Origin of the sequence: Pseudomonas sp. NFX1 (genome assembly GCF_051123555.1) — a bacterium.
Classification (GTDB): domain Bacteria; phylum Pseudomonadota; class Gammaproteobacteria; order Pseudomonadales; family Pseudomonadaceae; genus Aquipseudomonas; species Aquipseudomonas capeferrum.
In genome coordinates this window covers 5,305,747-5,332,413 of record NZ_CP169366.1, presented here as the reverse complement: position 1 = coordinate 5,332,413, position 26,667 = coordinate 5,305,747, and the positions used below count along the sequence as shown (strand labels likewise).

General features: G+C 63.3%; 26 protein-coding genes. 11 read left to right on the top strand and 15 right to left on the bottom strand.

What is annotated here, in order from left to right; translation table 11 throughout:
• Window positions 1-26: 26 nt before the first annotated feature.
• The 9 genes from DJ563_RS23965 to DJ563_RS23925 form a co-directional block, all read right to left on the bottom strand.
• Window positions 27-1,187: a D-alanyl-D-alanine carboxypeptidase family protein gene (locus DJ563_RS23965; RefSeq protein WP_033701717.1), complete on the bottom strand. Its 1,161-nt coding sequence runs from the start codon at window positions 1,185-1,187 to the stop codon at window positions 27-29.
• Window positions 1,188-1,465: 278 nt separating this feature from the next.
• Window positions 1,466-2,467, bottom strand: a complete 1,002-nt coding sequence (locus DJ563_RS23960) for a septal ring lytic transglycosylase RlpA family protein (RefSeq protein WP_434518442.1) — start codon at window positions 2,465-2,467, stop codon at window positions 1,466-1,468.
• On the bottom strand, window positions 2,467-3,477 hold the full coding sequence (gene mltB / locus DJ563_RS23955; RefSeq protein WP_033701719.1) for a lytic murein transglycosylase B: 1,011 nt from the start codon (window positions 3,475-3,477) through the stop codon (window positions 2,467-2,469). Before mltB ends, DJ563_RS23960 begins: the two co-directional genes overlap by 1 nt.
• A gap of 17 nt (window positions 3,478-3,494) precedes the next feature.
• Window positions 3,495-4,598, bottom strand: coding sequence for a rod shape-determining protein RodA (gene rodA / locus DJ563_RS23950; protein ID WP_050506153.1), 1,104 nt, complete (start codon window positions 4,596-4,598; stop codon window positions 3,495-3,497).
• A gap of 38 nt (window positions 4,599-4,636) precedes the next feature.
• Window positions 4,637-6,526, bottom strand: a complete 1,890-nt coding sequence (gene mrdA / locus DJ563_RS23945) for a penicillin-binding protein 2 (RefSeq protein ID WP_274098095.1) — start codon at window positions 6,524-6,526, stop codon at window positions 4,637-4,639.
• 16 nt (window positions 6,527-6,542) lie between these two features.
• Complete coding sequence (rlmH, locus tag DJ563_RS23940; protein WP_023382530.1) at window positions 6,543-7,010, bottom strand: 23S rRNA (pseudouridine(1915)-N(3))-methyltransferase RlmH; 468 nt, start codon at window positions 7,008-7,010, stop codon at window positions 6,543-6,545.
• 9 nt (window positions 7,011-7,019) lie between these two features.
• Window positions 7,020-7,439 carry a ribosome silencing factor gene (gene rsfS / locus DJ563_RS23935; protein ID WP_274098094.1) on the bottom strand — a complete coding sequence of 140 codons (420 nt, stop codon included), beginning with the start codon at window positions 7,437-7,439 and terminating at the stop codon, window positions 7,020-7,022.
• Window positions 7,440-7,481: 42 nt separating this feature from the next.
• The gene (nadD, locus tag DJ563_RS23930) at window positions 7,482-8,141 is read right to left on the bottom strand and encodes a nicotinate-nucleotide adenylyltransferase (protein WP_033701723.1); all 660 of its coding nucleotides are present in this window, start codon (window positions 8,139-8,141) and stop codon (window positions 7,482-7,484) included.
• 1 nt (window position 8,142) lies between these two features.
• Window positions 8,143-9,414 carry a glutamate-5-semialdehyde dehydrogenase gene (locus DJ563_RS23925; RefSeq protein ID WP_033701724.1) on the bottom strand — a complete coding sequence of 424 codons (1,272 nt, stop codon included), beginning with the start codon at window positions 9,412-9,414 and terminating at the stop codon, window positions 8,143-8,145.
• 262 nt (window positions 9,415-9,676) lie between these two features.
• On the opposite strand from DJ563_RS23925, the gene DJ563_RS23920 reads away from it, so the two are divergent.
• Window positions 9,677-10,345, top strand: a complete 669-nt coding sequence (locus tag DJ563_RS23920) for a DNA-3-methyladenine glycosylase (RefSeq protein WP_274098092.1) — start codon at window positions 9,677-9,679, stop codon at window positions 10,343-10,345.
• A 3-nt stretch (window positions 10,346-10,348) separates the two neighbouring features.
• Window positions 10,349-11,665, top strand: coding sequence for a bifunctional DedA family/phosphatase PAP2 family protein (locus tag DJ563_RS23915; RefSeq protein WP_274098091.1), 1,317 nt, complete (start codon window positions 10,349-10,351; stop codon window positions 11,663-11,665).
• Between the two features lie 22 nt (window positions 11,666-11,687).
• Here the strand turns inward: DJ563_RS23915 and DJ563_RS23910 are convergent, their stop codons facing one another.
• From DJ563_RS23910 to DJ563_RS23900, 3 genes are read right to left on the bottom strand one after another with little or no spacing between them, the layout of a single operon-like run.
• A complete protein-coding gene (locus DJ563_RS23910; RefSeq protein WP_033701727.1) occupies window positions 11,688-12,278 on the bottom strand; it encodes an LON peptidase substrate-binding domain-containing protein in 591 nt (196 codons plus the stop codon).
• 9 nt (window positions 12,279-12,287) lie between these two features.
• Window positions 12,288-13,004 (bottom strand): LrgB family protein, encoded by a 717-nt coding sequence (locus tag DJ563_RS23905; protein WP_186652685.1) that lies wholly within the window; start codon window positions 13,002-13,004, stop codon window positions 12,288-12,290.
• Window positions 13,001-13,363 (bottom strand): CidA/LrgA family protein, encoded by a 363-nt coding sequence (locus tag DJ563_RS23900; RefSeq protein WP_033701729.1) that lies wholly within the window; start codon window positions 13,361-13,363, stop codon window positions 13,001-13,003. Before DJ563_RS23900 ends, DJ563_RS23905 begins: the two co-directional genes overlap by 4 nt.
• 143 nt (window positions 13,364-13,506) lie before the next feature.
• Here DJ563_RS23900 and DJ563_RS23895 point away from each other — a divergent pair, with 143 nt between their 5' ends.
• The 9 genes from DJ563_RS23895 to DJ563_RS23855 all read left to right on the top strand — a co-directional run bounded on the left by DJ563_RS23895 (window position 13,507) and on the right by DJ563_RS23855 (window position 24,623).
• Complete coding sequence (locus DJ563_RS23895) at window positions 13,507-13,962, top strand: MaoC family dehydratase (RefSeq protein ID WP_434518441.1); 456 nt, start codon at window positions 13,507-13,509, stop codon at window positions 13,960-13,962.
• A gap of 198 nt (window positions 13,963-14,160) precedes the next feature.
• Window positions 14,161-15,039 carry a 50S ribosomal protein L11 methyltransferase gene (prmA, locus tag DJ563_RS23890; protein ID WP_434518440.1) on the top strand — a complete coding sequence of 293 codons (879 nt, stop codon included), beginning with the start codon at window positions 14,161-14,163 and terminating at the stop codon, window positions 15,037-15,039.
• A 40-nt stretch (window positions 15,040-15,079) separates the two neighbouring features.
• A complete protein-coding gene (locus tag DJ563_RS23885) occupies window positions 15,080-16,435 on the top strand; it encodes a DUF3426 domain-containing protein (RefSeq protein ID WP_434518439.1) in 1,356 nt (451 codons plus the stop codon).
• Between the two features lie 212 nt (window positions 16,436-16,647).
• Window positions 16,648-17,661 (top strand): tRNA dihydrouridine synthase DusB, encoded by a 1,014-nt coding sequence (gene dusB, locus DJ563_RS23880; RefSeq protein ID WP_033701734.1) that lies wholly within the window; start codon window positions 16,648-16,650, stop codon window positions 17,659-17,661.
• Window positions 17,658-17,978 carry a DNA-binding transcriptional regulator Fis gene (fis, locus tag DJ563_RS23875; protein ID WP_012274390.1) on the top strand — a complete coding sequence of 107 codons (321 nt, stop codon included), beginning with the start codon at window positions 17,658-17,660 and terminating at the stop codon, window positions 17,976-17,978. The genes dusB and fis overlap by 4 nt, the downstream gene beginning before the upstream one ends.
• A 79-nt stretch (window positions 17,979-18,057) precedes the next feature.
• Complete coding sequence (purH, locus tag DJ563_RS23870; protein WP_033701735.1) at window positions 18,058-19,665, top strand: bifunctional phosphoribosylaminoimidazolecarboxamide formyltransferase/IMP cyclohydrolase; 1,608 nt, start codon at window positions 18,058-18,060, stop codon at window positions 19,663-19,665.
• Window positions 19,666-19,764: 99 nt separating this feature from the next.
• Complete coding sequence (purD, locus tag DJ563_RS23865) at window positions 19,765-21,060, top strand: phosphoribosylamine--glycine ligase (protein WP_274098085.1); 1,296 nt, start codon at window positions 19,765-19,767, stop codon at window positions 21,058-21,060.
• A 135-nt stretch (window positions 21,061-21,195) separates the two neighbouring features.
• Complete coding sequence (locus tag DJ563_RS23860) at window positions 21,196-23,967, top strand: hybrid sensor histidine kinase/response regulator (protein WP_274098084.1); 2,772 nt, start codon at window positions 21,196-21,198, stop codon at window positions 23,965-23,967.
• Window positions 23,968-24,020: 53 nt separating this feature from the next.
• Window positions 24,021-24,623 (top strand): MarC family protein, encoded by a 603-nt coding sequence (locus DJ563_RS23855; protein WP_274098083.1) that lies wholly within the window; start codon window positions 24,021-24,023, stop codon window positions 24,621-24,623.
• On the opposite strand, the gene DJ563_RS23850 is transcribed toward DJ563_RS23855, so the two are convergent.
• The 3 genes from DJ563_RS23850 to DJ563_RS23840 are packed head-to-tail and all read right to left on the bottom strand — an operon-like array spanning window position 24,607 to window position 26,640.
• On the bottom strand, window positions 24,607-25,233 hold the full coding sequence (locus tag DJ563_RS23850; protein ID WP_274098082.1) for a hypothetical protein: 627 nt from the start codon (window positions 25,231-25,233) through the stop codon (window positions 24,607-24,609). The two genes, DJ563_RS23855 and DJ563_RS23850, sit on opposite strands and share 17 nt — an antisense overlap.
• Window positions 25,226-25,894, bottom strand: a complete 669-nt coding sequence (locus DJ563_RS23845; RefSeq protein WP_274098081.1) for a hypothetical protein — start codon at window positions 25,892-25,894, stop codon at window positions 25,226-25,228. Before DJ563_RS23845 ends, DJ563_RS23850 begins: the two co-directional genes overlap by 8 nt.
• Window positions 25,895-25,944: 50 nt before the next feature.
• Window positions 25,945-26,640 carry a hypothetical protein gene (locus DJ563_RS23840; RefSeq protein ID WP_274098080.1) on the bottom strand — a complete coding sequence of 232 codons (696 nt, stop codon included), beginning with the start codon at window positions 26,638-26,640 and terminating at the stop codon, window positions 25,945-25,947.
• Window positions 26,641-26,667: the final 27 nt, after the last annotated feature.

The following is a 26,667-nucleotide window of genomic DNA, read 5'->3' as shown; positions in this document are numbered from 1 at the left end:
CAGCGGGAGCGTGGCAGGTCACGTTATCAGTTGAACAACCCGTAGAAGAATAGACGGATGCTATCCCACATACGGCGGAAGAAACCACCTTCCTCGACGCCATCGAGGGCGATCAGGTCGGCGCTGTGAACCACGTTCTCGTCCAGTTTGACTTCCACTTTGCCGATCACGTCACCTTTGGCGATCGGCGCGGTGAGCTGCGGGTTCATGGTCATCGAAGCTTGCAAGCGCTTCAATTGGCCTTTAGGCATAGTCATGGTCAGGTCGTTGGCCAGGCCAGCCTTGACTTGGCTGGTGGCGCCCTTCCAGACCGGAGCCTGCGTCAGCTCGGTGCCCTTCTGGTAGAAGGTCTGGGTTTCGAAGAAGCGGAAGCCGTAGGTCAGCAGCTTCTGGGTCTCGGCGGCACGGGACTGCTCGCTGTTGGTGCCGAACACCACGGCGATCAGGCGCTGGCCGTCACGTACGGCCGAAGCCACCATGCAGTAGCCAGCTTCGTCGGTGTGGCCGGTCTTCAGGCCATCGACGGTCTTGTCGCGCCACAGCAGCAGGTTGCGGTTGGGCTGCTTGATGTTGTTCCAGAAGAACTCTTTCTGCGAGTAGATCGCATAGTGGGCCGGGTCGACGTCGATGATCGCACGCGCCAGCAGGGCCATGTCATGCGCCGAGGAGTAGTGCTCCGTGTTCGGCAGGCCGGTCGGGTTCATGAAGTGGCTGTTGGACATGCCGAGGTCGGCAGCTGTCTTGTTCATCATGTCGGCGAAGGCGTCTTCGCTGCCGGCGATGTGTTCGGCCAGGGCGACCGAAGCATCGTTACCCGACTGGATGATGATGCCGTGCAGCAGGTCGCTGACCGTGACCTGGCTGCCGACCTTGATGAACATGCGCGAACCGCCGGTACGCCAGGCGTTTTCGCTGACGGTAACCGGATCGTTTTCACCGATCTGGCCACGGCGAATGTCCAGGGTGGCGATGTAGGCGGTCATCAGCTTGGTCAGGCTGGCCGGCGGCAGACGCTCGTCACCGTTGTTCTCGACCAGCACGTTGCCGCTGGACGCGTCCATGAGTACGTAGGACTTGGCTGCCAGTTGCGGTGGTGCCGGCATCATTTGCTCTGCCGCGAAAGCAGCAGGCGTGATCATCAGCAGTACGGGCAGGCAAAGTCGTTTGGCAAGGTTGGTGATGTTCATCCGTCTCTCGAAAATCGCTAATGGTCTGAGATGTTCCCTGGGCCACATCGTGTACCCAGCGCCAGTCAGTCTAGTTTTAAGGCCTTGGGCCGTGCCCACGAAGTGCGGCTTTATGTCGCTGCGGGCAAAAACGGCCATTGTACATGCGCGCGCCCGGCAATTCATGACAAAACCGACAGCAAGAGTCTCAAGCTTCAAGCTGCAGCCAAAAGACAAAGCGGGCGCGCGCAGGCTCTTCTTGCAGCTTGCAGCTTGCAGCTCGTTGCTTGTAGCTGAGGTCAGTCTGTGACCAGCTTGGCCTGCCCCAAGTTCGCCAGGCGAATGCTGTCTTGCGCCTGCTGGATCTCACCTTGGCTGCCGATCGGCCCCAGACGCACGCGGTGCAGCGTCTGCTGGTTACGCACGATGGAGCTGATGAACACCGGCGCGCTGACCATGGTGCTCAGCTTCGAACGCAGCAACTCGGCGGCGTCCGGGTTGGCGAAGGCGCCCACCTGCAGGAAGCTGCCGCCGTTGCCCGCCGGCACATTGTTGCCGCCGACTTGCACGGGCACGACAGGCGCCGCGTGCTGTTGCGCTGGTGGGGTCCACTGCTCGACGCGGCCGGTGCTGGCCGGGATCGACTGGGTCTGCGCGACCTGAGGCTCCTTCAGCACCAACGGTGGCTGCTGGCCACGCTGGGCCCACCATTGTTGCGGGTCGATACCCTCGACACGCACATGCGCGGTGCCGATTTCGGCGTAGCCGAGCTTTTTCGCCGCCGCGTACGACAAGTCGATGATGCGGTCGGAATAGAACGGGCCACGGTCGTTGACCCGCAGGACCACGCTGCGGCCATTGGCCAGATTGGTCACCCGCACGTAGGCCGGCAGCGGCAAGGTCTTGTGCGCGGCGCTCATGCCGTACAGGTCATAGAGCTCGCCGTTGGCGGTGTTCTGCCCGTGGAACTTGGTGCCATACCACGACGCGGTACCCTCGGCGCGGTAGTTGCGCGATTCCTGCATCGGGTAGTAGGTCTTGCCCAGCACCGTGTACGGGTTGGCCTTGTAGTTGCCGGTGTGCACCGTCGGCGTGGCGTCGGGGATCTTGTTCACATCCACGTCCCACCACGGCGCACCGTCCTTGTGGGCACGGTTGATGTCCAGCCCGGGCTGGGCGCGGACTGTATTGCCGCTTTTCTGGGTGGTGGTCGGGCGGCTGGAGGAGCAGCTGACCAGCAGCATGCCGACGGTCATGCAGGTCAGCAGCTTGAAGGTATTGGCAGAAATGATTGCGCGCATTACTTGACGCCCCGTGCTTGGACCAGCTGTTCCGAAAGCTGATGCACCGCCATGGCATACATCACGCTGCGGTTGTAGCGAGTGATCGCGTAGAAGTTCTTCAGGCCCATCCAGTACTCGGGGCCGTTTTCGCCCTCCAGGCGGAAGGCGGTAACCGGCAGATCATCGCGCAGCGCATCATGACTTGACCAGCCCAGCGCCCGCAACTCTCCGACCGTCTTCACCGGCTCGATACCGGTGGTCAGGCCTTCGTCGGCCCGCTCGCCCTGCACCATGGCACGGCTGACCACGCCCTCGCCGGCCACCCAGCCATGGCGCTTGAAGTAGCTGGCGACACTGCCGATGGCATCGTCCGGGTTGTTCCAGATATTGATGTGGCCATCGCCGTCGAAGTCCACGGCATAGTTGCGGAAACTGCTCGGCATGAACTGCGGCAGGCCCATGGCACCGGCGTAGGAACCCTTGAGCGTGAGCGGGTCAAGCTGCTCTTCGCGGGCCAGCAGCAGGAACTCGCGCAACTCCTTGCGGAAGAATTCGGCCCGCGGCGGGTAGTCGAAGCCCAGCGTCGACAGGGCGTCGATCACCCGGTAATTGCCGGTATTGCGGCCAAAGAAGGTCTCTACGCCGATGATCGAGACGATGACTTGCGCCGGCACCCCGTATTCCTGCTCGGCACGGGCCAGCACCGCTTCGTGCTGGCGCCAGAAGTCCACACCGCGGGCGATGCGCGCGTCGGTGATGAACATCGGCCGGTAGTCCTTCCACGGTTTGACCCGTTCGGCCGGCCGCGAGATGGCATCGAGGATCGACTGCTTACGCTGCACTTCGCGGAACACGCCGGTCAGCTGCTCACTGGCAAAGCCATAGTCACGGGCCATTTCGCCAACGAACTCGGCCACCTGGGGCGAGCCATCGTAGTCGCCGGCATGGGCCAGCTGGACAGCGCCGAACAGGCCCACCGCACCGATCCACGGCGTACAACGGGCAGCCCAGTTACGCACTGCTTGCATTAAATTCTTCACCTTATTCAAACCTGTGCGATCCATTTGCGGTGCGTATGGATCGACATCAGAACGCCAAACGCTGACAGCAGCGTCACCAACGAAGTTCCGCCATAGCTGATGAAGGGCAGCGGCACGCCCACCACGGGCAGAAGGCCGCTGACCATACCGATATTGACGAACACGTATACAAAGAAAGTCATCGTCAGGCTGCCCGCCAGCAGCTTGCCGAACAGGGTCTGCGCCTGGGCCGTGATCATCAGCCCGCGGCCGATCAGCAGCAGGTAGACGATCAGCAGCAGGCAGATGCCGACCAGGCCGAACTCCTCACCCAGCACCGCAATGATGAAGTCGGTGTGGCTCTCGGGCAAAAAGTCCAGGTGCGACTGGGTGCCCAGCAGCCAGCCCTTGCCAAATACGCCGCCCGAGCCGATCGCGGCCTTGGACTGGATGATGTTCCAGCCGGTGCCCAGCGGGTCGCTTTCCGGGTCGAGGAAGGTCAGCACGCGCTGCTTCTGGTAGTCGTGCATGACGAAGAACCACATGGCCACCGCCACTGGCACCGCGGCGGCCACCACGCTGACGATCCAGCGCCAGCGCAGCCCACCCATGAACAGCACGAAGGCACCGGAGGCGAGAATCAGCAGCGCCGTGCCCAGGTCAGGCTGGCGGACGATCAGAATGAACGGCACGCCGATCAGCACCAGGCTGATCGCCACATGCTTGAGGTGCGGCGGCAAGGTGCGCTTGGACAGGTACCAGGCGATGGTCGCCGGCATGATGATCTTCATGAACTCCGAGGGCTGGAAGCGGATCACCCCCGGGATGTTGATCCAGCGCGTCGCACCCATGGCGTTGTGGCCCATGACGTCCACGACCACCAGCAACAGTACCCCCGTCAGGTAGGCCAACGGCACCCAGCGCGCCATGAAACGCGGCTCCAGCTGGGCGATGACGAACATCGACACCAGGCCGATACCGAACGAGGTGGCCTGCTTGAGCAGCAGGTCCCAGTTCTTGCCACTGGCCGAATAGAGCACGAACAGGCTGCCGGCCGCGAGGGCCAGCAGAATGACCAGCAACGGGCCGTCGATATGAATGCGCTGCAGAAAACTGGCGCGCCGACGCATCACATCCTCGCTGGAGAGCATGCGATCGAAATTGTTCATCACAGGGCCGATTCCTGGGTAACGGTGGCGGGAGCGAACTCGGTCTTGAGCCGGCCGTGCTCGTCGAGCAACCAGGCGTCCATGATCTGGCGCACCACCGGTGCGGCGACGCCAGAGCCGGACTCGCCGTTCTCGACCATCACCGAAATCACGATCTTCGGGTCATCGGCCGGTGCAAAGGCGACGAACAGGGCGTGGTCGCGGTGGCGTTCCTGAAGTTTGTTGCGGTCGTATTTTTCGCCTTGCTTGATCGCCACCACCTGGGCGGTACCGCTCTTGCCGGCGATGCGGTACTGGGCGCCAGCGGCAGCCTTGCGGGCGGTACCCCGGGCACCGTGCATCACCTGCTCCATGCCATGGGTAACCTTGGCCCAGTCGGACTTGTCCCGCAGGATGATGTTTTCCATGGGGTTGTCGTCCACCGGCGGCTGGCCTTCAATGGTCTTGGCCAGGTGCGGGCGGTTCCATACGCCTTTGTTGGCGATCAACGCGGTGGCCTGGGCAAGCTGCAGCGGCGTGGCCTGCATGTAGCCCTGGCCGATACCGAGAATCAGGGTTTCGCCGGGGAACCAGGCCTGGCGGCGGGTGGCGCGCTTCCATTCACGCGACGGCATGAGCCCGGAAGATTCTTCGAACATGTCGAGGGATACCTTCTGACCAATGCCGAACTTGTTCATGTAGGTGGACAGGCGGTCGATGCCCATCTTGTGGGCAAGGTCGTAGAAGTAGGTGTCGTTGGAGCGCATGATCGCGGTATCCAGGTCGACCCAGCCATCGCCAGAGCGGTTCCAGTTACGGTATTTGTGATCGTAGTTGGGCAACTGGTAATAGCCTGGGTCGAACACCCGGCTGCCGGCATTGACCACGCCACTGTCCAGGCCGGCGATGGCCACCGCCGGCTTGATGGTCGAGCCGGGGGGGTACAGCCCGCGCAACACGCGATTGAACAGCGGCCGGTCGATCGAATCACGCAGCTCGGCATAGGCCTTGAAGCTGATGCCGGTGACGAACAGGTTGGGGTCGAAGCTCGGCTGGCTGACCATCGCCAGCACCTCACCCGTACGTGGATCGAGCGCAACTACCGCGCCACGCCGGCCGCCCAGGGCCGCTTCGGCGGCTTCCTGCAGCTTGATGTCCAGGCTCAGGACGATGTCCTTGCCCGGCTTCGGGTCGGTACGCTTGAGCACCCGCAGCACCCGACCGCGGGCGTTGGTCTCGACTTCTTCGTAACCGACCTGACCGTGCAGGGCATCTTCGTAGAAGCGCTCGATACCGGTCTTGCCGATATGGTGCGTGCCGCTGTAATTCACCGGATCCAGGGTTTTCAGCTCTTTCTCGTTGATGCGCCCGACATACCCCACCGAGTGCGCGAAGTGCGCACCCTGCGGGTAGTGCCGCACCAACTGCGCGACCACTTCCACGCCCGGCAGGCGGAACTGGTTCACTGCCACCCGCGCAATCTGCTCTTCGTTGAGCTCGAACAGGATGGGCACCGGCTCGAACGGCCGGCGGCCTTGGCGCATGCGTTTTTCGAAGAGGGCGCGGTCGTCCGCTGTCAGCTCCAGCACTTCGACAATGTTGTCCAGCACCACCTGCCAGTCCCCTGCGCGTTCACGGGTCATGGACAGGCTGAAACTGGGCCGGTTATCGGCGATGATCACCCCGTTGCGGTCGAAGATCAGCCCGCGGGTCGGCGGGATCGGCTGCACATGCACCCGGTTGTTCTCCGACAGCGTCGAGTGGTAGTCGTACTGGATGATCTGCAGGTAATACAGCCGCGCGATCAAGACGCAGATAAGCAGCATGATCGCCACCGCGCCGACCACGACGCGGTTACGCACCAGGCGGGCGTCTTTCTCGTGGTCCTTGAGACGGATCGGCTGCGACATCGGACTGCTTACAGGCTCATTTGTGGTAAGGGTGCCCGGACAACACGGTCCAGGCGCGGTAGATCTGCTCGCCGATGAGTATCCTTACCAACGGGTGCGGCAACGTCAGCGGCGACAGCGACCAGCGTTGCTCGGCGCGCGCGCAGACCTCAGGCGCCAGCCCTTCCGGGCCGCCAACCATCAAATTCACCGTGCGCGCATCCAGGCGCCAGCGGTCCAGCTCGGTCGCCAGTTGCTCGGTGCTCCAGGGCTTGCCATGGACCTCGAGGGTGACGATGCGTTCCCCAGGCTGCACCTTGCTCAGCATGGCCTCGCCCTCCTGACGGATCAGGCGAGCGACGTCGGCATTCTTGCCACGGGTATTCAGCGGGATTTCCACCAGCTCGAGCGACAGCTCCGGGGGCAGGCGTTTGGCATATTCATGCCAACCGTCCTCGACCCACTTGGGCATGCGCGAGCCGACCGCGATCAGGCGCAGACGCACGACGCTTCCTTATTCCCGGTCTTTGAGCTTGTCGGAGTACTCGTGGGCGTGCTCCGGGTTGTGGTGCTTGCCATCGGCAGCACGGCTCAGCTCGGCACCCTTCCACAGGCGCTCCAGGTCGTAGAACTGGCGGGCAGCGGCGGTCATCATGTGCACAATGACATCGTTCAGGTCGAGCAGCACCCAGTCGCTGTCGCCCTTGCCTTCTTCGCCCAGCGGCTGAACGCCCTTACTCTTGACCGCTTCGCGGACCTTTTCCAGCATCGCACTGATCTGGCGGTTGGAGGTACCGGTGGCAATGATCATGTAATCGGTCAGGCTGTGTTTTTCGCTGACGTCGATGACCTGGATGTCCTGGGCCTTGACGTCTTCCAGCGCGGTAATGGTCAGTTGGACCAGTTCTTCGCCGTGAATTTTCTGCTTGTTCATATAAAACTCGTTCAACTTGTTGGATGAGGTGCCGGAGCACCGTCAGTTAGGCACACGATACAGTTCGTGCGCCTCGATGTAGGCCAGTACGGCGTCCGGCACCAGGAACCTCACCGACTTGCCGCTGGCCAGCAGCTGTCGGATCTGTGTAGCCGACACCGCAAGCGGGGTCTGCCAGACGAACGAAATATTTCCCGCCGGGCCGGACATGGCGGTGGGATCGCTCTCGGAGCGCGCAGCCAGCAGGTTGCGCAGCTCGTCAGGGGGTTCTACGTCGGCATCCGGGCGTTGCAGCACCAGGATGTGACAGTGTTGCAGCAGTTCTTCCCAGCGGTGCCAGCCTGGCAAGCCACAAAAGGCATCCCAGCCCAGCACCAGGAACAACTGGTCGTGCGTGCCCAGTTCGGCGCGGATCGACTCCAGTGTGTCGATGGTGTAAGACGGCTTGTCGCGCGCGAGCTCGCGGGCGTCCACACTCAGGCGCTCGACACCCTGCACGGCGCTTTGCACCATCGCCAGGCGGTCCTGCGCGGCCACTTGCGGCGTGTCGCGGTGCGGCGGCCGGGCGTTGGGCAGCAGGCGCAACTCGTCCAACGCCATGAGCTCGGCCACTTCCAGCGCGCTGCGCAAGTGGCCGATGTGCACGGGGTCGAAGGTGCCGCCTAGAATGCCGATGCGCCGGACTGCCTGGGCCTTGCTCAACTCAGCAGGACTCCTGGCCGCGCAGCTGGCCGTCGCCGATCACCACGTACTTCTCGCAGGTCAGCCCTTCCAGGCCGACCGGGCCGCGGGCATGCAGCTTGTCGGTGGAAATACCGATCTCCGCACCCAGGCCGTACTCGAAACCGTCGGCAAAGCAGGTCGGGGTATTGAGCATCACCGACGCCGAGTCGACCTCGGCCATGAACTGGCGGGCCTGGCCCTGGTGCTCGGTGATGATTGAATCGGTGTGGTGCGAGCCATAGTGGTTGATGTGCTCGATGGCCTGGTCCAGGTCATCGACCACACGAATCGACAGGATCGCATCCAGGTACTCGGTGTGCCAGTCGTCTTCGCTGGCCGGCTTGGCGTCGATGAACGCACGCGTGCGCTCGCAGCCACGCAGTTCGACGCCCTTTTCCTGGAAACGGCGGGCCATTTCCGGCAGGAACCGTTCGGCTACGCGCTGGTCGACCAGCAGGGTTTCCATGGCGCCACAGATGCCGTAGCGGTAGGTCTTGGCGTTGAAGGCGACGCGCCAGGCCTTGTCCAGGTCGGCGTGCTCGCTGACATAGACATGGCAGATGCCGTCCAGATGCTTGATCACCGGCACCCGCGCATCGCGGCTGATACGCTCGATCAGGCCACGGCCGCCGCGCGGCACGATGACATCGACGAACTCGGGCATGCTGATCAGCGCGCCCACGGCTTCGCGGTCGGTGGTCTCGACCACCTGCACCACTGCCGCCGGCAGGCCGGCCTCGGCCAGGCCGCGCTGGATGCAGGTGGCGATGGCACGGTTGGAGTGGATTGCTTCGGAGCCGCCACGCAGGATGGTCGCGTTGCCGGATTTAAGGCACAGGCTGGCAGCGTCGATGGTCACGTTCGGGCGTGATTCGTAGATGATCCCGATCACCCCCAGCGGAGCGCGCATCTTGCCGACCTGAATACCCGATGGGCGGTAGCTCATGTCGCGGATGGCACCGACCGGGTCCGGCAGGCTGGCCACCTGGCGCAGGCCGGTGATCATGCCGTCGATACGCGCCGGGGTCAGCGCCAGGCGGTCGAGCAGCGCTGGCTCCAGGCCATTGCCGCGGCCGGCGGCCAGGTCCAGCTCGTTGGCGGCGGTCAGCTCGGCGCGTGCGGCGTCCAAAGCGTCAGCGGCCGCTTGCAAGGCGCGGTTCTTCTGCGCGGTGCTGGCACGGCCGATCACCCGGGAAGCCTGGCGAGCAGCGCGACCCAAACGGGTCATGTAGTCAAGAACGGACTCAGTCATGGGTTCGGTGTCTTGGCGAAGGGGAAATCGGCTGATTATAACTGGCGCGCAGGTGTACGCCCAGCGGCGGCTGGCGGATGGTAGAAAATGGCTGTTCTCGGCTTGGTATTTTCAGTGCCTGTGAGGGCGAGCACCGCGCTTCCCAAGGCAAACATCACCCTGGCGCGAAACATATCGATACCAATGAATCAGGGCACTGGTTCAGCCTCGATTAAGCCATTCATTGCTATTATCCCCGCCTTTCCACCGACGAACTGCCAGCATGCCAGCCTTGCCCGACAGCTTTTTCGACCGTGACGCCCAAACCCTGGCCAAGGCCCTGCTGGGCAAGGTCATCCGCCATCGCCAAGGCGACCTGTGGCTGGCGGCACGCATCATCGAGACCGAGGCGTACTACCTTACCGACAAAGGCAGCCATGCATCGCTCGGCTACACCGAAAAACGCAAGGCGCTGTTCCTCGACGGCGGGCACATCTATATGTACTACGCCCGCGGTGGCGACTCACTGAACTTCAGCGCCCAAGGCCCGGGCAACGCCGTGCTGATCAAATCCGCCTACCCTTGGCAGGATGCGATCTCAGGCGCCAACAGCCTGGCGCAGATGCAGTTGAACAACCCCGATGCCAGCGGCAACCTGCGCCCGGCCGAGCGCCTGTGCGCCGGCCAGACCCTGCTGTGCCGTGCACTGGGCTTGAAAGTGCCGCACTGGGACGCCCAACGGTTCGACCCCGAGCGGTTCTACGTCGACGATTGCGGCATCGCCGTACCACGGGTGATCCAGGCCGCCCGCCTGGGCATCCCACACGGGCGCGACGAACACCTGCCGTACCGCTTCGTCGACGCCGAATACGCCCGCGCCTGTACGCGGAACCCGTTGCGTCGCGGCCAAGTCGAAGGCCAAGACTTCTTCATACTCGAACAAGGAAGCTGACACATGGGCCAATGGCTCGACAGCCTGACCGGCTGGCTAAGCGCCAACCCACAGTGGCTTGGCCTGGCGATTTTCCTGGTGGCCTGCATTGAATGCCTGGCCATTGCCGGCATCATCGTGCCTGGCACGGTACTGCTGTTCGCGGTCGCCGTGCTGGCCGGCAGCGGCGCCTTCAGCCTGGGCGAAACCCTGCTGCTGGGCTTTCTCGGCGGTTTGCTGGGCGACGCGCTGTCATACACCGTCGGCAAGTATTTCCACCAGAACATCCGGCGCCTGCCGCTGCTGCGCCACCACCCGGAATGGATCGGCAGCGCCGAGGCCTACTTCCAGCGTTATGGCATCGCCAGCCTGCTGGTGGGGCGCTTCATCGGGCCGCTGCGGCCCATGCTGCCAATGGTCGCCGGCATGTTCGACATGCCGCTGCCGCGCTTCATCGCCGTCAGCCTGGTGGCCGGCGCCGGCTGGTCGGTCGCCTACCTGCTGCCAGGCTGGGCCACCGGCGCGGCCATGCGTCTGCCGCTACCGGAAGGCTTCTGGCTGGATGCAGGCATCATCGCCGGCACTCTGGCAGTCATCATCGGCCTTAGCCTGACCACCAGCATTCGTGACCAGCGCCATGGAACACGACTGATCGCCGGCATGAGCTTCGCAGCCCTGGCCGGGGTATTCCTGGGCTGGCCGTACCTGCACGAATTCGACCAGGGCGTGATGACACTGGTGCAGGAGCACCGCAGCCAGGCCGTTGACGGCGTTGTGGTGCTGGTGACCCGGCTAGGCGATTTTCGCACCCAGTTCTTTCTCGGCGGGCTGCTGACCGGCCTGCTGCTGCTCGCCCGGCAATGGCGCCACGCCCTGTTTGCCGGCGGCGCCTTGATGGGGACGGCGCTAGCCAACGGCACGCTGAAATGGCTGTTCGCCCGCGCGCGCCCCGAGGTGCTGACCGACCCGCTGACGAGTTACAGCATGCCCAGCGGCCACAGCTCGGCGTCGTTCGCGTTCTTTCTGGTGATGGCGGTGCTCGCCGGGCGCGGTCAACCGCCGCGGATGCGCCTGACCTGGGTGATGCTGGGGTGCATCCCCGCCCTGGCGATCGCCTTGTCGCGGGTATACCTGGGGGCGCACTGGCCGACCGACATTCTGGCCGGCGCCCTGCTGGCGTGCTGCGTCTGTGCGTTGAGCCTGACCTTGTCGCAGTACCGCCAACCGCTTACCGCACTGCCGCTGCGGGTGTGGTGGCTGGTGCTGCCGGCGTGTATTGCGTTGCTGGCGTTCTTTGCCATGCACGCATTGCCGCAGGCGCTGCTGCGCTATCAGTACTGAGGCCGACTGAAGCACCGCAGCATCAGGCAAACAACTCGCCCTGGATGCGCTCCAGCAGCCGCTGGATCTCTTCCAGGCGCAACTGCGGCGAATCGATCGCCAGCAAATCGAGCTTGTCCTCTTCCATGAATGGCAGCAGGTACGCCAACTGATTGGCCAACGCCTGCCGCCCGTCCACCGGTCGCGGCATGTCCAGCGCCTCGACCATCGGGTGCTCGCCCAAGGCCACCAGCAACGCCAGCAGATCTTCGTCCGGCTCGCCCACCGGGCTGTCCGCCAACTCCGGCAGCCATTGCACCTGGCCCACCAGCAACTGGTCCTTCTGCACCTCGGTCTGCTCCAGGCTGAAACGCCGCACACCTTCGACGCGGATCCCCAGCAGGCCGTTATCCTGCTGCACGAAGTCGCGGATCATCGCTTCGCAGCCGATCGAAGCCACCACCGGCGGCGCCTTGCCGACCTGCTCGCCTTCAAGGATGCACACCACACCAAAGCCCGCCCCCTGCTTCATGCAGCGGCTGATCATGTCCAGGTAACGCGCCTCGAAAATCTGCAAATCGAGAAAACAGCCGGGAAACAGCACGGTATTGAGGGGAAACAGCGGTAGCGTCATCACAACTCCTCAAGCCACCAGGCTGACCGCCAGCGGCAGGAACACCGCCGTGGCCACCCCCATCAGGCTCATCGCCAGCGCGGCAAAAGCGCCGCATTCATCACTCTCCTGCAAGGCTACCGAAGTGCCCACCGCATGCGCGGTAACGCCCAGCGACATACCACGCGCTTCAGGGCTGTGCACACCCAGCCGGGTCAGCAGCGCCGGGCCGAAGATTGCGCCAATCACCCCGGTGATCAACACGAACACCGCAGCCAGTGCGGCCACCCCGCCGATCTGCTCAGCCACCAGCATGGCGATCGGCGAAGTCACCGATTTTGGCGCCATGGTCATCAGGATCATGTGCTCGGCACCGAACCACCAGCCCAGCAGCAAGCAGCAGACGGTGGCGAACAGGCCCCCGACTACCAGCGTAGTAAATGTCGGCCAGAACAGTTGGCGGATCCGCCGCAGGTTGAGATAGAGCGGCACAGCCAGGGCCACGGTTGCAGGCCCCAGTAGCGTGTTCATGATTTCGGTGCTTTTGCGGTACTCGCTGTAGTCGATGCCACACACGAGCAGCACCCCGATCACCAGCAGCATCGAGACCAGCACCGGCTGCAGGAAGATCCAGCGGGTCTTCTCGTACGCCGCGAGCACCACCTGGTAAGCCCCCAGGGTAATGCCGATACCAAACAAGGGGTGGTGGATGACCGCGTCGAGCGCGCCTTGCCAGTCGAGCATCATGGCTGCTCCTCGCGCTTGCCCTGGCGATGGATGAGCTTTTGCATCAGCACGCCGACGAATACCAATGTCAGCAGGCACGAAATGAACAGCGCACCGGCGATCGCCCAGAAGTCGGCAGCAATATCCTTGGCATACACCATCACCCCCACCGCCGGAGGCACCAGCAACAGGGGCAGGTAACGCAGCAGGCTGCCGGCAGCCTCGTTGAGCGGCTTGCCCACCTCACCCCGGGCCATCAGGAAGGCCAGCAGCAACAGCAAGCCGATGATCGGCCCCGGTAAAAACGGCACAAACAGGTGATTGATCGCCGTACCCAGCAGTTGGAACAGCACCAGCCAGGTCAAACCACGCAACAGCATAAGCATCTCCCTCGGGCATGGCGGCCATTATAAGCACGCCGCAGCTATAAGCCGATATTCGCCGAAAAACGCATAACTTGACTGAAACGGTTCGCCGTGCTGATCTTGCACTTTCGTACCAAATGACAACCTGGAGAGTCGCGATGCCTTATGTACCGGTTACAGAGCTTTCGCAGTACGTTGGCAAGGAACTCGGACGTTCCGAATGGCTGACGATCGACCAGCAGCGCATCAACCTGTTTGCCGAGGCCACAGGCGATTTCCAGTTCATTCACGTCGACCCGGAAAAGGCGGCGAAAACACCCTTTGGCGGCACCATTGCCCATGGTTTTCTGACGTTGTCGCTGATCCCCAAGCTGATCGAGGACATCCTGGTCCTGCCACAAGGGCTGAAGATGGTGGTGAACTATGGGTTGGACAGCGTACGGTTCATCCAGCCAGTCAAGGTCGACAGCAAGGTGCGGCTGAAGGTGGACCTGGCTGAAGTGGTGGAGAAGAAGCCGGGGCAATGGTTGCTCAAGGCGATTGCAACGTTGGAAATCGAGAATGAAGACAAGCCTGCCTATATAGCTGAGTCGCTTTCGCTCTGTTTCGTCTAGGCACCACGATAACTGTGGGAGCAACTGTCTTGTGCTTGCTCTGCCATCGCCGGGGCCGCTCTGCGGCCCATTCGCGACACAAGGCCGCTCCTACAGGGTCCGCGCCTGGTCTTCTCTACAAACCCTGCGCACTCGCGTAAACTGCCAGCCTTCGCGCAGCCTCGGGCTGCCCCTGTCGATTTACCAAAGGTGCCCGCCATGCCCTGGCTGCAAGTACGCCTGGCCATCAGCCCGGAACAAGCCGAAACCTACGAAGACGCGCTGCTTGAAGTCGGCGCCGTCTCGGTCACGTTCGTGGACGCAGAAGACCAACCGATCTTCGAACCCGACCTCAACACCACGCCCCTGTGGTCGCAAACCCATTTGCTGGCCCTGTTCGAGGCCGATGCCGAACCCGAGCAGGTGTTCGCCCACGTCCGCCTGCTGACCGGCGCCGAGCTGCCCGAGCACCAGGCCGAAGTGATCGAAGACCAGGACTGGGAGCGCAGCTGGATGGACAACTTCCAGCCGATGCGCTTCGGCCGCCGCCTGTGGATCGTGCCAAGCTGGCACGAAGCCCCGGAGAAGGACGCAGTCAACCTGCTGCTCGACCCGGGCCTGGCGTTTGGCACCGGCACGCACCCGACCACCGCCCTGTGCCTGGAATGGCTCGACGGCCAGCAACTCGAAGGCACCCACGTGCTGGACTTCGGCTGCGGCTCGGGAATTCTGGCCATCGCGGCGCTGCTGCTGGGCGCCCGCGAAGCGGTCGGCACCGACATCGACGTGCAGGCGCTGGAAGCCTCGCGCGACAACGCCGGGCGCAACGGCATCGCTGACGCACAGTTCCCCCTGTACCTGCCCGAGCACATGCCGGCCATGCAAGCCGACGTACTGGTCGCCAACATCCTGGCCGGCCCGCTGGTCTCGCTGGCGCCACAGTTGTCCGGCCTGGTTCGCCCTGGCGGCCTGCTGGCACTGTCGGGCATCCTTGCCGAGCAAGGCGAGGAAGTGGCCGCTGCATACGCCGCCGACTTCGAGCTGGACCCGATCGCCGTACGCGATGGTTGGGTGCGCATCAGTGGTCGCCGCCGTTAAGCGGGCCTAGAATAACCTCTGTACAACCCCGGATCGCCGCATGACCGACAGTTTCGTCACCCAGTGCCCGCATTGCCAGACCAGCTTTCGCGTCACTCATCACCAGTTGAGTGTGGCGCGCGGGGTGGTGCGTTGCGGCCATTGCCTGCAGGTGTTCAACGCCGCAAAGCAACTGCTGGAGCAGAACCGTACCGATGCCGCCAGCACCCCCGTGGTGCCGCCAGCACCGGCCGCGCCTGCCGAACCGGTCGCCGAGCCTGCGGTTACGCCCGATCCACCCATCAGCGAGCGCCCACCCGCCATTGAGGAAGACTGGGTGCTCACCGCCCAGGCCCTCGATGAACTGGACCTGGACCAGGAGCTGGCCCGCCTTGAACGTCGCGGCGACCCTGCCGCCGCTCGCCCGGTCAAGCCGGACAACGGCTTGCAGGCCCGCCGTGACGAGCATCAGCCGGACACGCATGCCGACACCCTGTTCGGCAACGCCACCGACGACCGCTTCGAGCCGCAGCAGGCGCCCGCGCCTGCACCGGTGCTGCTGGAACAGGAACCTCTGGACCTGGAGCCGGCCCCAGGCGATCGCACCGAGCCTACCCTGGGCGGCCATCTGGACCTGGACATCGACGATGAACCGCCTGTACGCCGGGACATCGAGGCCGATGAGCACCATGCGTTCGTCAGCGAGCACTTCGCCGCCAGCGATGATGCCCCCCCTGAAAAGGGCCTGAGCGCCCGCGACGACGACGAACTGGACCTGCACCTGTCGGCCCATCACGACGCCCCTGACGCGCCGCTGCCCGGCGAACGCCTGGAGCCAGGCCTGTCCAGCAAACCCGAGCGTGCACCGCGCAAGGAGCCGCTGGTTGACGTGGTCGACGACCCGCTGCAGCTGGGCTGGGAAAAACCCCAGCCGAACTGGGGCAAGCGCCTGCTGTGGGGCTGCCTGACGCTGTTGGCCACCGGCCTGCTGGCGTTCCAGTACGTCTGGTTCCACTTCGACGAGATGGCCCGCCAAGACCAGTACCGGCCGATCTTCCAGCAGTTGTGCCCGGTATTCGGCTGCCAAGTGCCGACCCGCGTCGACATCGCCCGCATCAAGAGCAGCAACCTGGTGGTGCGCAGCCATCCGGACTTCAAGGGAGCGCTGATCGTCGATGCGATCATCTACAACCGCGCGCCCTTCGCTCAGCCGTTCCCGCTGCTGGAGCTGCGCTTCGCCGACCTCAATGGCCAATTGATCGCCAGCCGGCGCTTCAAACCCAGCGAGTACCTCTCCGGCGAACTGGCCGGGCGTGGCGAAATGCCCAGCCAGACCCCGATCCACATCGCCCTGGACATCCTCGACCCGGGCCCCAAGGCCGTGAACTACAGCCTCAGCTTCCGCTCGCCGGAATAAGCGACAAGCGGCTAGCTGCAAGCCACAAGGCAAGAAGCCAGACCACGGCTGCTTTTGTCTTGCCGCTTGAAGCTTGCAGCTTGAAGCTCAAAGTCATAAGCCGACAACTGTTCAGATTTTATCCAAATCCATCTTTATCCGGTCACCGAGAGCGGGTATCATGCCCACCCTTTTTCGAACTCCAAGATTCGGCCCCACAACAGGGATCACCTATGTCGGCGGTACGCATCGGCCCATACACACTGCGCAACAACCTGATCCTCGCCCCCATGGCCGGGGTCACGGACCAGCCTTTCCGAACACTTTGCAAGCGCCTTGGCGCAGGCATGGTGGTGTCGGAGATGGTGTCCAGCGACATGAACCTGTGGAACAGCCGCAAGTCGAGCCTGCGCCGCATCCACGAAGGTGATCCCGAGCCACGCTCGGTACAGATCGCCGGTGGTGACGCACAGATGATGGCGGCGGCGGCAAAGGCCAACGTACAAGCGGGTGCCCAGATCATCGATATCAACATGGGCTGCCCGGCAAAAAAAGTCTGCAACAAAGCTGCAGGCTCTGCTTTATTGAGAGATGAAGCCTTGGTCAGCGAGATTCTCCACGCCGTGGTAGGCGCCGTGGACGTCCCGGTGACGCTGAAGATCCGCACTGGCTGGGATCGGGCGAACAAAAACGGCCTGAATGTGGCGAAGATCGCCGAGCAGGCCGGCATCCAGGCGCTGGCGGTGCATGGCCGCACACGCGCCGACCTGTACACCGGCGAAGCCGAATACGACACCATCGCTGCCATCAAGCAGGCGGTGTCTATCCCGGTATTTGCCAACGGCGATATCACTTCGCCAGAAAAGGCCCGGGCGGTACTGGACGCCACTGGCGTCGATGGGCTGTTGATCGGCCGCGCCGCCCAGGGGCGGCCATGGATCTTTCGCGAGATCGAGCATTACCTGCGTACTGGCGAACACTTGCCAGCCCCGCAGCTGGACGAAGTGGAACGCATCCTGCTGGAGCACCTGGCCGCGCTGCATGCCTTCTATGGCGATGTGATGGGCGTACGTATTGCCCGCAAGCACGTTGGCTGGTACCTGGCGACACGACCCGGCGGCAAGGAGTTTCGCTCCCGGTTCAATGCTTTGGAAGACACACAAGCGCAGTGCGCCAACGTTCGCGCGTTTTTCAGTGAACGTCGACAGAGCCTTGAGACAGAGGACGGACAAGGGGTGGCCGCATGACGATGATGACCGAGACATTTGTGAGTGGAACAACGCCCGTGAGCGACAACGCCAACCTGAAACAGCACCTCAACACGCCGAGCGAAGAGGGCCAGACCCTTCGCGACAGCGTCGAGAAGGCGCTGCACAACTACTTCGCCCACCTGGAAGGCGCGACCGTCACGGACGTGTACAACCTGGTGCTCTCCGAAGTCGAGGCGCCCCTGCTTGAAAGCGTGATGAACTACGTGAAGGGCAACCAGACCAAGGCCAGCGAGATGCTCGGGCTCAACCGAGGCACCCTGCGCAAGAAGCTCAAGCAGTACGACTTGTTGTAAGCCAGAATCCCAATCAGAAAAGGCGGCTCCTGCAAAGGGACGCCTTTTTTGCTGACTCCACCGCGTTATGGAATCCGAAATGACCGACCAGACTACCCGCCTGCCGATCCGCCGCGCCCTGATCAGCGTCTCCGACAAGACCGGTATCCTCGAATTCGCCCGTGAGCTGCAGCAGCTCGGTGTCGAGATCCTGTCCACCGGCGGCACCTACAAGCTGCTCAAGGATAACGGCGTGAACGCGGTGGAAGTGGCCGACTACACCGGCTTCGCCGAAATGATGGATGGCCGGGTCAAGACCCTGCACCCGAAAATCCACGGCGGCATTCTGGGCCGTCGCGGCGTCGACGACGCCATCATGAACGAGCACGGCATCAAGCCGATCGACCTGGTCGCCGTCAACCTGTACCCCTTCGAAGCGACCATCTCCAAGCCAGGCTGCGACCTGCCGACCGCCATCGAGAACATCGACATCGGTGGCCCGACCATGGTCCGCTCGGCCGCCAAGAACCACAAGGATGTCGCCATCGTGGTCAACGCCAGCGACTACGCCAGCGTCCTCGACGGCCTGAAAGCCGGTGGCCTGACCTACGCCCAGCGCTTTGACCTGATGCTCAAGGCCTTCGAGCACACTGCCGCCTACGACGGCATGATCGCCAACTACATGGGCACCATCGACCAGGCCAAAGAAACCCTGTCGACGTCCGACCGCAGCGAATTCCCGCGCACCTTCAACAGCCAGTTCGTCAAGGCCCAGGAAATGCGCTACGGCGAGAACCCGCACCAGAGCGCGGCGTTCTATGTCGAAGCGCGCAAGGGTGAGGCGAGCATCTCCTCCGCCATCCAGCTGCAAGGCAAAGAGCTGTCGTTCAACAACGTGGCCGACACCGACGCCGCGCTGGAGTGCGTGAAGAGCTTCGTCAAGCCGGCCTGCGTCATCGTCAAGCACGCCAACCCGTGCGGCGTGGCTGTGGTACCGGAAGAAGAAGGCGGCATCCGCAAGGCCTACGACCTGGCCTACGCCACCGACACCGAGTCGGCCTTTGGCGGCATCATCGCCTTCAACCGCGAGCTGGACGGCGAAACCGCCAAGGCCATCGTCGAGCGCCAGTTCGTCGAAGTGATCATCGCCCCGAAAATTTCCCAGGCCGCCCGCGACGTGGTGGCTGCCAAGCAGAACGTGCGCCTGCTGGAGTGCGGCGAGTGGCCTGCCGAGCGTGCTGCCGGCTGGGACTTCAAGCGGGTCAACGGTGGTTTGCTGGTACAGAGCCGCGATATCGGCATGATCACCGCCGATGACCTGAAGATCGTCACCAAACGCGCACCGACCGAGCAAGAAGTCCATGACCTGGTGTTCGCCTGGAAAGTCGCCAAGTTCGTCAAGTCCAACGCCATCGTCTACGCCAAGCAGCGCCAGACCATCGGCGTCGGCGCCGGCCAGATGAGCCGCGTCAACTCCGCCCGCATTGCTGCAATCAAGGCCGAGCATGCTGGCCTGCAGGTACAAGGCGCGGTCATGGCATCGGATGCGTTCTTCCCGTTCCGTGACGGCATCGACAATGCAGCTAAAGTGGGTATCAGCGCCGTGATCCAGCCTGGTGGCTCGATGCGCGATGCCGAAGTCATCGCCGCAGCCGACGAAGCCGGCATTGCCATGGTGTTCACCGGTATGCGCCACTTCCGCCACTGATTTACGGCAATCGGCCGCACTGAAGCAGGCATCTGCTTCAGTGCGACCTCGTACAGCGTGAGGCTTTGCCTTGCGCCCGAAAGAATTCGAGGTTTTGACATGAAAGTTTTGATCATCGGCAGCGGCGGCCGTGAGCACGCCCTGGCCTGGAAAGTTGCCCAGGACCCACGCGTCGAGAAAGTCTTCGTTGCCCCAGGCAACGCTGGCACCGCCATTGAAGCCAAGTGCGAGAACGTCGCCATCGACGTGTGCGCCCTGGAGCAACTGGCCGACTTCGCCGAGAAGAACGTCGACCTGACCATCGTCGGCCCTGAAGCGCCACTGGTCATCGGTGTGGTCGACCTGTTCCGCAACCGTGGCCTGGACTGCTTCGGCCCCACCAAGGGCGCGGCCCAGCTGGAAGGCTCCAAGGCCTTCACCAAGGATTTCCTGGCGCGTCACAAGATCCCGACCGCCGACTACCAGAACTTCACCGAAATCGAGCCAGCCCTGGCCTACCTGCAGGAAAAGGGTGCGCCAATCGTGATCAAGGCCGACGGCCTGGCTGCGGGCAAAGGCGTGATCGTCGCCATGACCCTGCAGGAAGCCGAAGACGCCGTGCGTGACATGCTGGCTGGCAACGCCTTTGGCGACGCTGGCTCGCGTGTGGTGATCGAAGAGTTCCTGGACGGCGAGGAAGCCAGCTTCATCGTCATGGTCGACGGCCACAACGTGCTGCCAATGGCCACCAGCCAGGACCACAAGCGCGTCGGTGACGCCGACACCGGCCCGAACACCGGCGGCATGGGCGCCTACTCCCCTGCCCCGGTCGTTACCGCAGACGTGCACCAGCGCGTGATGGACCAGGTCATCTGGCCGACCGTGCGCGGCATGGCCGAGGAAGGCAACGTCTACACCGGCTTCCTCTACGCGGGCCTGATGATCGACAAGGCGGGCAACCCCAAGGTCATCGAGTTCAACTGCCGCTTCGGCGACCCGGAAACCCAGCCCGTCATGCTGCGCCTGGAATCGAGCCTGGTGCTGCTGATCGAGGCCGCTTTCGCCAAGGCCCTGGACAAGGTCGAAGCGCAGTGGAACCCACGGCCGAGCCTGGGCGTGGTACTGGCCGCCGGCGGCTACCCGGGCGACTACGCCAAGGGTGACGCAATCAGCGGCCTGGACGCGGCTGCCAAGCTCGAAGGCAAGGTGTTCCACGCTGGCACCGCCCTCAAAGATGGCCAGGTGGTGACCGCCGGCGGCCGTGTGCTCTGCGCCACCGCCCTGGGCGAGACCGTCGAAGCCGCTCAGCAACAGGCCTACCGCCTGGCAGAGCAGGTCAAATGGGACGGCAGCTTCTACCGCACCGACATCGGCTACCGGGCCATCGCCCGCGAGCGCGGTGAACACCAGCAGTAACCTTTACCGAAGCGCCGTGACGCCTTGCGCCCACGGCCTTCGGCTCGTCGACAGGGCTCTGTGTGGGCCTTGCCTTCGACTTGGCGCGCCGCGCATAGTTAGTATCCGGCACATCGGCTAAGAAGGGATTTCGTAGTGCGTCGGCTTCGGATTGCCACAGCTCTGATCGTCAGCTTGCTGACCTTGCTCTGCCTGCTCCCGGCTTCGGCCGAAGAAGGCGGAGGCTGGTCCGTGCTGCTCGACGAACAGGCCAACCTGCAATTGAGCGACGTGCGCTCCGATCGCTACCGCAACCAGTTCAGCCCCCTGCTGCTCGCCGACCTGGACGCGGCCCCCGCAGAACAAGCCCTGTGGCTGCACTATCGCCTGGAACCCGGCGATCAGGAGCAACTGCTGCGGGTCTTCGCCCCAGACCTGTCAGGCCTGGACCTCTACGCCCTCGAGGGCGACAAATTACTCCGTCAGCTGCACCACGGGCGCCAGGCCGGCAATGCCAGCCCGACCCTGCGCGGCAGCGACCATGTACTGCCCCTGCCCAACAGCAAGCAGCCGCTGGACATCTACCTGCGCCTGGTCTCCGAACATCAACTGCGCCCGGCCATCAGTCTGGAGCCCGCCGCCGTGGCCGCCTCGGACCAAAGCCGGCCACTGTTGTTCGGCATGCTCTTTGGCGGCCTGGTGATGCTGATCCTGCACAACCTGATCCGCTTCCTCTATAGCCGCTCCAGCACTACCCTGATTCTGGCCCTGTACCATGGGCTGATGTTGCTCAGCGGGTTGATCCTGCTCAACCTCAGCGGCCCTTGGTGGCATGTTTGGCACAGTGCGCAAACGCCCGCTGCCTACCTCACCCTGGTGCTCGCGGGCCTGGCGGGGCTGTATTTCACCCTGCATTTCTTCTCGCCGTGCAATTCGCCGCGGCTGAACCGCCTGCTACAAGGCGAGATGCTGGTGGCGGCAGTCAGCGGCCTGGTGCTGCTGTTCGTCGACACCTTGCCGCTCAACCTGATGACCTATGCGCTGCTGGCCCTGGGCAGCGTCAGCATGCTGCTGGTCAGCACCTTCCACTGGTACAAGGGCTATGCGCCAGCCCGTCTGTTCAGCCTCGCCATGGTGGTCTACAACCTTGGCGGGCTGGTACTGCTGCCTGCGCTGCTGGGCCTGACCCGCACCTCGACGCCCTGGCTGCTGTGCGTGCTCATGGGCCTGACCGTCGTCAGCGGCCTGCTGCTGAACCTGGCGGTCAGCGAACGCCTGCGGCGCATGAGCGAAGAGCGCTTCAGCGCCAGCCGCGCCTTGGCCGCCAGCGATGCCGAGATCAACGCCAAGGCCGAGTTTCTGGCCAAGATCAGCCACGAAATCCGCACGCCCATGAACGGCGTGCTGGGCATGACCGAGCTGCTGCTCGGCACGCCGTTGTCGGTCAAGCAGCGCGACTATGTGCAAACCATCCATAGCGCCGGCAACGAGCTGCTGACGCTGATCAACGAGATCCTCGACATCTCCAAGCTGGAGTCACGGCAGATCGAGCTGGACGATGTGCAGTTCGACCTCAACGCCCTGATCGAGGACTGCCTGAACATCTTCCGGGCCAAGGCCGAGCAGCAGAACATCGAGCTGATCAGCTTTACCCAGCCGCAAGTGCCACGGGTGATCAGTGGCGACCCGACACGCCTGCGCCAAGCGCTGTCGAGCCTGCTGGAAAATGCCCTGAAAAACACCGACCAGGGCGAGATCCTGCTGGTGGTGGCGCTCGACCAGCGCGGCGCGGCTCCGCGCTTGCGCATTGCCGTGCAGGACAGCGGCGAACCGTTGCCCGCCGCCGAGCGCGAAGCGCTGCTGCAAGCCGAGCTGCACAGCCACCACTTTCTCTCCAGCAACAAGCTGGGCGGCCACCTCGGGCTGGTCATCGCCAAGCAGTTGATCGGCCTGATGCAGGGCGAATTCGGCATCAAGAGCAGCAGCGGCATGGGCAACACTCTGTGGCTGACCCTGCCACTGGACCCTTCGCGCCTTGAACAGCCACCGGCCGACCTCGACGGCCCGCTGCGCGACGCCCGGGTACTGGTGGTGGACGACAACGACACTTGCCGCAAGGTGCTGGTGCAGCAGTGCAGCGCCTGGGGCATGAATGTCAGCGCGGTGCCGTCAGGCAAGGAGGCGCTGGCCTTGCTGCGCACCAAGGCCCACTTGCGCGATTACTTCGATGCCGTGCTGCTGGACCAGAACATGCCCGGCATGACCGGCATGCAGCTGGCGGCCAAGATCAAGGAAGACCCCAGCCTTAACCACGACATCCTGGTGGTGATGCTCACCGGCATCAGCAATGCGCCGAGCAAGGTCATCGCGCGCAACGCCGGGGTCAAGCGGATTCTCGCCAAACCGGTGGCGGGCTATACACTCAAGACCACGCTGGCTGAAGAGCTGGCCCAGCGCGGCCGTGAGCAAGCGGTGCCCGTCAGCCCCCCGGGTACCCCGCAAGCACTGGACCTGCCCAGCGACTTCCGCGTGCTGGTCGCCGAGGACAACAGTATTTCCACCAAGGTCATCCGTGGCATGCTCGGCAAGCTCAACCTTGAGCCCGACACGGCCTGCAACGGTGAAGAGGCGTTGCAAGCGATGAAAGCGCAACGCTATGACCTGGTGCTGATGGACTGCGAGATGCCCGTGCTGGACGGCTTCTCGGCGACCCAGCAACTGCGCGCGTGGGAAGCCGCACAGCAGCGCCAGCGCACGCCAGTGGTGGCGCTGACTGCGCATATCCTCGCCGAGCACAAGGAGCGCGCCAAGCTGGCGGGCATGGATGGGCACATGGCCAAGCCGGTGGAGCTGTCGCAATTGCGCGAGCTGATCCAGTATTGGGCGAATCACCGGGAAGCCAAGACGGACCCTGCGCCTATCCCGTAACCCATGCCGATGAAGTGCCAACAGGCCTGCACCGCAGCCGAGGATCAACGCCCATGCTCCATGAGTTGTTCAGCGTCTACCTGAAGATGCTCGTGCTCTACAGCCCGTTCTTCGTGCTGTCCTGTTTCATCAGCCTGACCCGTGGCCACTCCAGCAAGGAACGCAAGCAGCTGGCCTGGAAGGTGGCCTTCGCCGCACTGGTCGCCAGCATTCTGCTGTACCTGTTCGGGCGGGCGATCTTCGGTATTTTCGGCATCACCGCCGACGCCTTCCGCATCGGTGCCGGCAGTGTGCTGTTCATCTCTGCGCTGGGCATGGCCCAGGGCAAACCCGCCGTGCAAGCCGACAACGTGCAGCAGGATGTGACCATCGTGCCGCTGACCATCCCGTTGACCGTCGGCCCCGGCACCATCGGTGCGCTGCTGGTGATGGGCGTGGGCCAGCCGCACTGGGACGACAAGTTGCTGGCCATCGTCAGTATCGCGCTGGCCAGCTTTACCGTGGGCCTGGTGCTGTACCTGTCGCACGGCATCGAGCGGCTGCTCGGTGACCAGGGCCTGCAGATCGTCAGCCGTCTGATGGGGCTGTTCGTCTGTGCCCTGGCGGCGCAGATCATTTTTACCGGGATCAAGGGTTACCTCATCGGCCCAGCTTGACCTGCTGCAACATCTGGCGGTTGTGCTCCGAGATCTGCAAGAGCACGCGTTGTCGATGCGCGTCGCGAAACACCGCCGGGTCGAATGTGATGGCCGCCACCCTTTCCGAGAGTGAATTGTCATCACGCTTGGTGCGCAGGCTGAGCACGCCACGGCTCGAGTGTGTGACGTCCACCTCCAGGTAATGGAGGATGAGCACGATGCAGCCATTGGCCTGGGTCACGCACGGCAACAGCTGCACATATCGCTTGCGTTCATGCTGGACGCGCGACTGAAACAGCTGCAGCCCCTGCATGTGCTCGGTCAGCGATTGCAGCGCCCACTGGGTGATGATCGACCCCGCCTGCCCGGCCTGGGCGATCATCTGAAAGACAGCAGGGTCAAACCCTTCCTCTGTCGCAGGCCGGGCCAACGCTTGCAGCTTGAGTTGATAATTGTCGAACCAGTGCATCGCTTCACCCGAGCGCTGGGCCTGGAGTACTTGCTGTTGCACCATCAAGTTGGCCAACTTGATGTCCTCCCGATCCTGAGCGGCCACATTAGCCAGGAACGACGCATTTCCGCCCAGGTTACTGTTGGCTGCCAGTTCCTTGCTGGTGATTTCATTCATGGCCTTGCCCTCCCGGTAAGTTCACCGCCAATCGATACTGCTCGCGCTTGCCGGACAACGTCTCATCGACAAGGTCGCGAACGCTATCGAACAGGCTTTCGTCCACCAGGTAAGTCGTCGTGTGCGCGCTGACCTTGCTCAACGCTGCGTGATCTACCCGCCAACCAGGCGCTTGGCATGACAGTGGCTCGCTGCTGCCGAACCACAACTCACTGCCGATGATCAACGGCCCGGGCAGCAGCAGGCGCAGCTCGGCATTGAACTGACAGCCGGTAATGCACGCTTGACACAGGGGCTGCAGCCGTTGCCGGTCCAAGGCATCGAGACCGGCAAGTGCGCGGCTGAGCGAAGCCTGCGAAGGCCCTGGCACATGCTTTGTGAGCCCCGTTTTCAACGCCTGCAAGGGTTCCAGCGACGCCTCAGTGGAACTCGGTAACGGGTGGCTGTACAGCGATGTGAAGGCACACCCCATCGAAGCCTGGATGGCCTGGTAGAGGCTCCGCCATTCAGTGATTTCTTTTATATCGGGCATCTCGCCAACGCTGCCCAGATAGGCCAGCAACTGCAGATCGAGGAGGTCATTGATCTGCCGACGGCCCAATGCATTACTCGCCAGCACCAGGCTATTGCCGTTGAGCCACAGTGAAAATTCATCCTGCATCATGTGCTCCTAGTGAGTGCGCACCGAGCTCAGGCTCGGCGCGTACCGGCTTAGGCCTTGAGCTTCAGGGAGAGCAACGTGCTGCGGGCATTGGCATGCACACGCTCGACCAGGATGTCCTTGTTGGCCTCGTACAACGAGCGATGGAATGTCAGCGCGGCAGAGGCGGTGGAGTTGGTGCTACCTGTGCTGCTCCATTGGAACAGCAAGTAGTTGCCGCCCCCCTTGGGAGTGGCATCGGTCTTCACGGCACTGAGCAACATCACCACTTCGCCATTGCCAGACTGGTGGCACTGCGCCACCGACAGGCCTGTGCGGTCTGTTTCACTTGCCCCATGGCTGACCAGCTCTACTGCGGCTTCGCTGTCTGCCAAGGTATTGACTACCGCCTTGCCCATGTCCAGGGCGGCGGCCCCAGCCCCGACGGCTCCTGCTGCAAAGCCGGCAGCGGCTTTCAGGCCCTTGCCTAAAAGGTTGCTCAGGTCGAGTTTGATGTCGCTTTCCGTGACCCTGATCAGCTCATAGCTGATCGGCAGCCAGCCGCACTGCTGCATCACTTCTATATACATTCCGAACCACTGCTCGGTCTCACTAACCGGGTGATGCTCGGCAGTGGCAGCTTGGTTGGCGAATACGTGGCATTCCTTGGCGGCGTTGATGTTTTCCGAGCTCATGTTGTCAGGGAAGACGAACACGTTGTTGCCCGGCAGCACATCGACGCGCTGGTTGTCGTCGGCAGTTGTCATGGCGAATACTCCGTTGGTGAATGAAAG

Excerpts from the sequence above, each read along its gene's own strand:
- DJ563_RS23885 (WP_434518439.1), top strand. The coding sequence starts at position 15,080 with ATGACCGACAGTTTCGTCACCCAGTGCCCGCATTGCCAGACCAGCTTT.
- DJ563_RS23910 (WP_033701727.1), bottom strand. The coding sequence starts at position 12,278 with ATGACGCTACCGCTGTTTCCCCTCAATACCGTGCTGTTTCCCGGCTGT.
- mrdA (WP_274098095.1), bottom strand. The coding sequence starts at position 6,526 with ATGTCGCAGCCGATCCGTCTCAAGGACCACGAGAAAGACGCCCGCCTG.
- DJ563_RS23965 (WP_033701717.1), bottom strand. The coding sequence starts at position 1,187 with ATGAACATCACCAACCTTGCCAAACGACTTTGCCTGCCCGTACTGCTG.
- DJ563_RS23895 (WP_434518441.1), top strand. The coding sequence starts at position 13,507 with ATGCCTTATGTACCGGTTACAGAGCTTTCGCAGTACGTTGGCAAGGAA.
- DJ563_RS23845 (WP_274098081.1), bottom strand. The coding sequence starts at position 25,894 with ATGCAGGATGAATTTTCACTGTGGCTCAACGGCAATAGCCTGGTGCTG.
- DJ563_RS23915 (WP_274098091.1), top strand. The coding sequence starts at position 10,349 with ATGGGCCAATGGCTCGACAGCCTGACCGGCTGGCTAAGCGCCAACCCA.
- DJ563_RS23840 (WP_274098080.1), bottom strand. The coding sequence starts at position 26,640 with ATGACAACTGCCGACGACAACCAGCGCGTCGATGTGCTGCCGGGCAAC.
- prmA (WP_434518440.1), top strand. The coding sequence starts at position 14,161 with ATGCCCTGGCTGCAAGTACGCCTGGCCATCAGCCCGGAACAAGCCGAA.
- purD (WP_274098085.1), top strand. The coding sequence starts at position 19,765 with ATGAAAGTTTTGATCATCGGCAGCGGCGGCCGTGAGCACGCCCTGGCC.
- DJ563_RS23960 (WP_434518442.1), bottom strand. The coding sequence starts at position 2,467 with ATGCGCGCAATCATTTCTGCCAATACCTTCAAGCTGCTGACCTGCATG.
- purH (WP_033701735.1), top strand. The coding sequence starts at position 18,058 with ATGACCGACCAGACTACCCGCCTGCCGATCCGCCGCGCCCTGATCAGC.
- DJ563_RS23920 (WP_274098092.1), top strand. The coding sequence starts at position 9,677 with ATGCCAGCCTTGCCCGACAGCTTTTTCGACCGTGACGCCCAAACCCTG.
- mltB (WP_033701719.1), bottom strand. The coding sequence starts at position 3,477 with ATGCAAGCAGTGCGTAACTGGGCTGCCCGTTGTACGCCGTGGATCGGT.
- DJ563_RS23855 (WP_274098083.1), top strand. The coding sequence starts at position 24,021 with ATGCTCCATGAGTTGTTCAGCGTCTACCTGAAGATGCTCGTGCTCTAC.
- DJ563_RS23925 (WP_033701724.1), bottom strand. The coding sequence starts at position 9,414 with ATGACTGAGTCCGTTCTTGACTACATGACCCGTTTGGGTCGCGCTGCT.
- DJ563_RS23900 (WP_033701729.1), bottom strand. The coding sequence starts at position 13,363 with ATGCTGTTGCGTGGTTTGACCTGGCTGGTGCTGTTCCAACTGCTGGGT.
- dusB (WP_033701734.1), top strand. The coding sequence starts at position 16,648 with ATGTCGGCGGTACGCATCGGCCCATACACACTGCGCAACAACCTGATC.
- rsfS (WP_274098094.1), bottom strand. The coding sequence starts at position 7,439 with ATGAACAAGCAGAAAATTCACGGCGAAGAACTGGTCCAACTGACCATT.
- DJ563_RS23850 (WP_274098082.1), bottom strand. The coding sequence starts at position 25,233 with ATGAATGAAATCACCAGCAAGGAACTGGCAGCCAACAGTAACCTGGGC.
- rodA (WP_050506153.1), bottom strand. The coding sequence starts at position 4,598 with ATGCGTCGGCGCGCCAGTTTTCTGCAGCGCATTCATATCGACGGCCCG.
- fis (WP_012274390.1), top strand. The coding sequence starts at position 17,658 with ATGACGATGATGACCGAGACATTTGTGAGTGGAACAACGCCCGTGAGC.
- DJ563_RS23905 (WP_186652685.1), bottom strand. The coding sequence starts at position 13,004 with ATGATGCTCGACTGGCAAGGCGCGCTCGACGCGGTCATCCACCACCCC.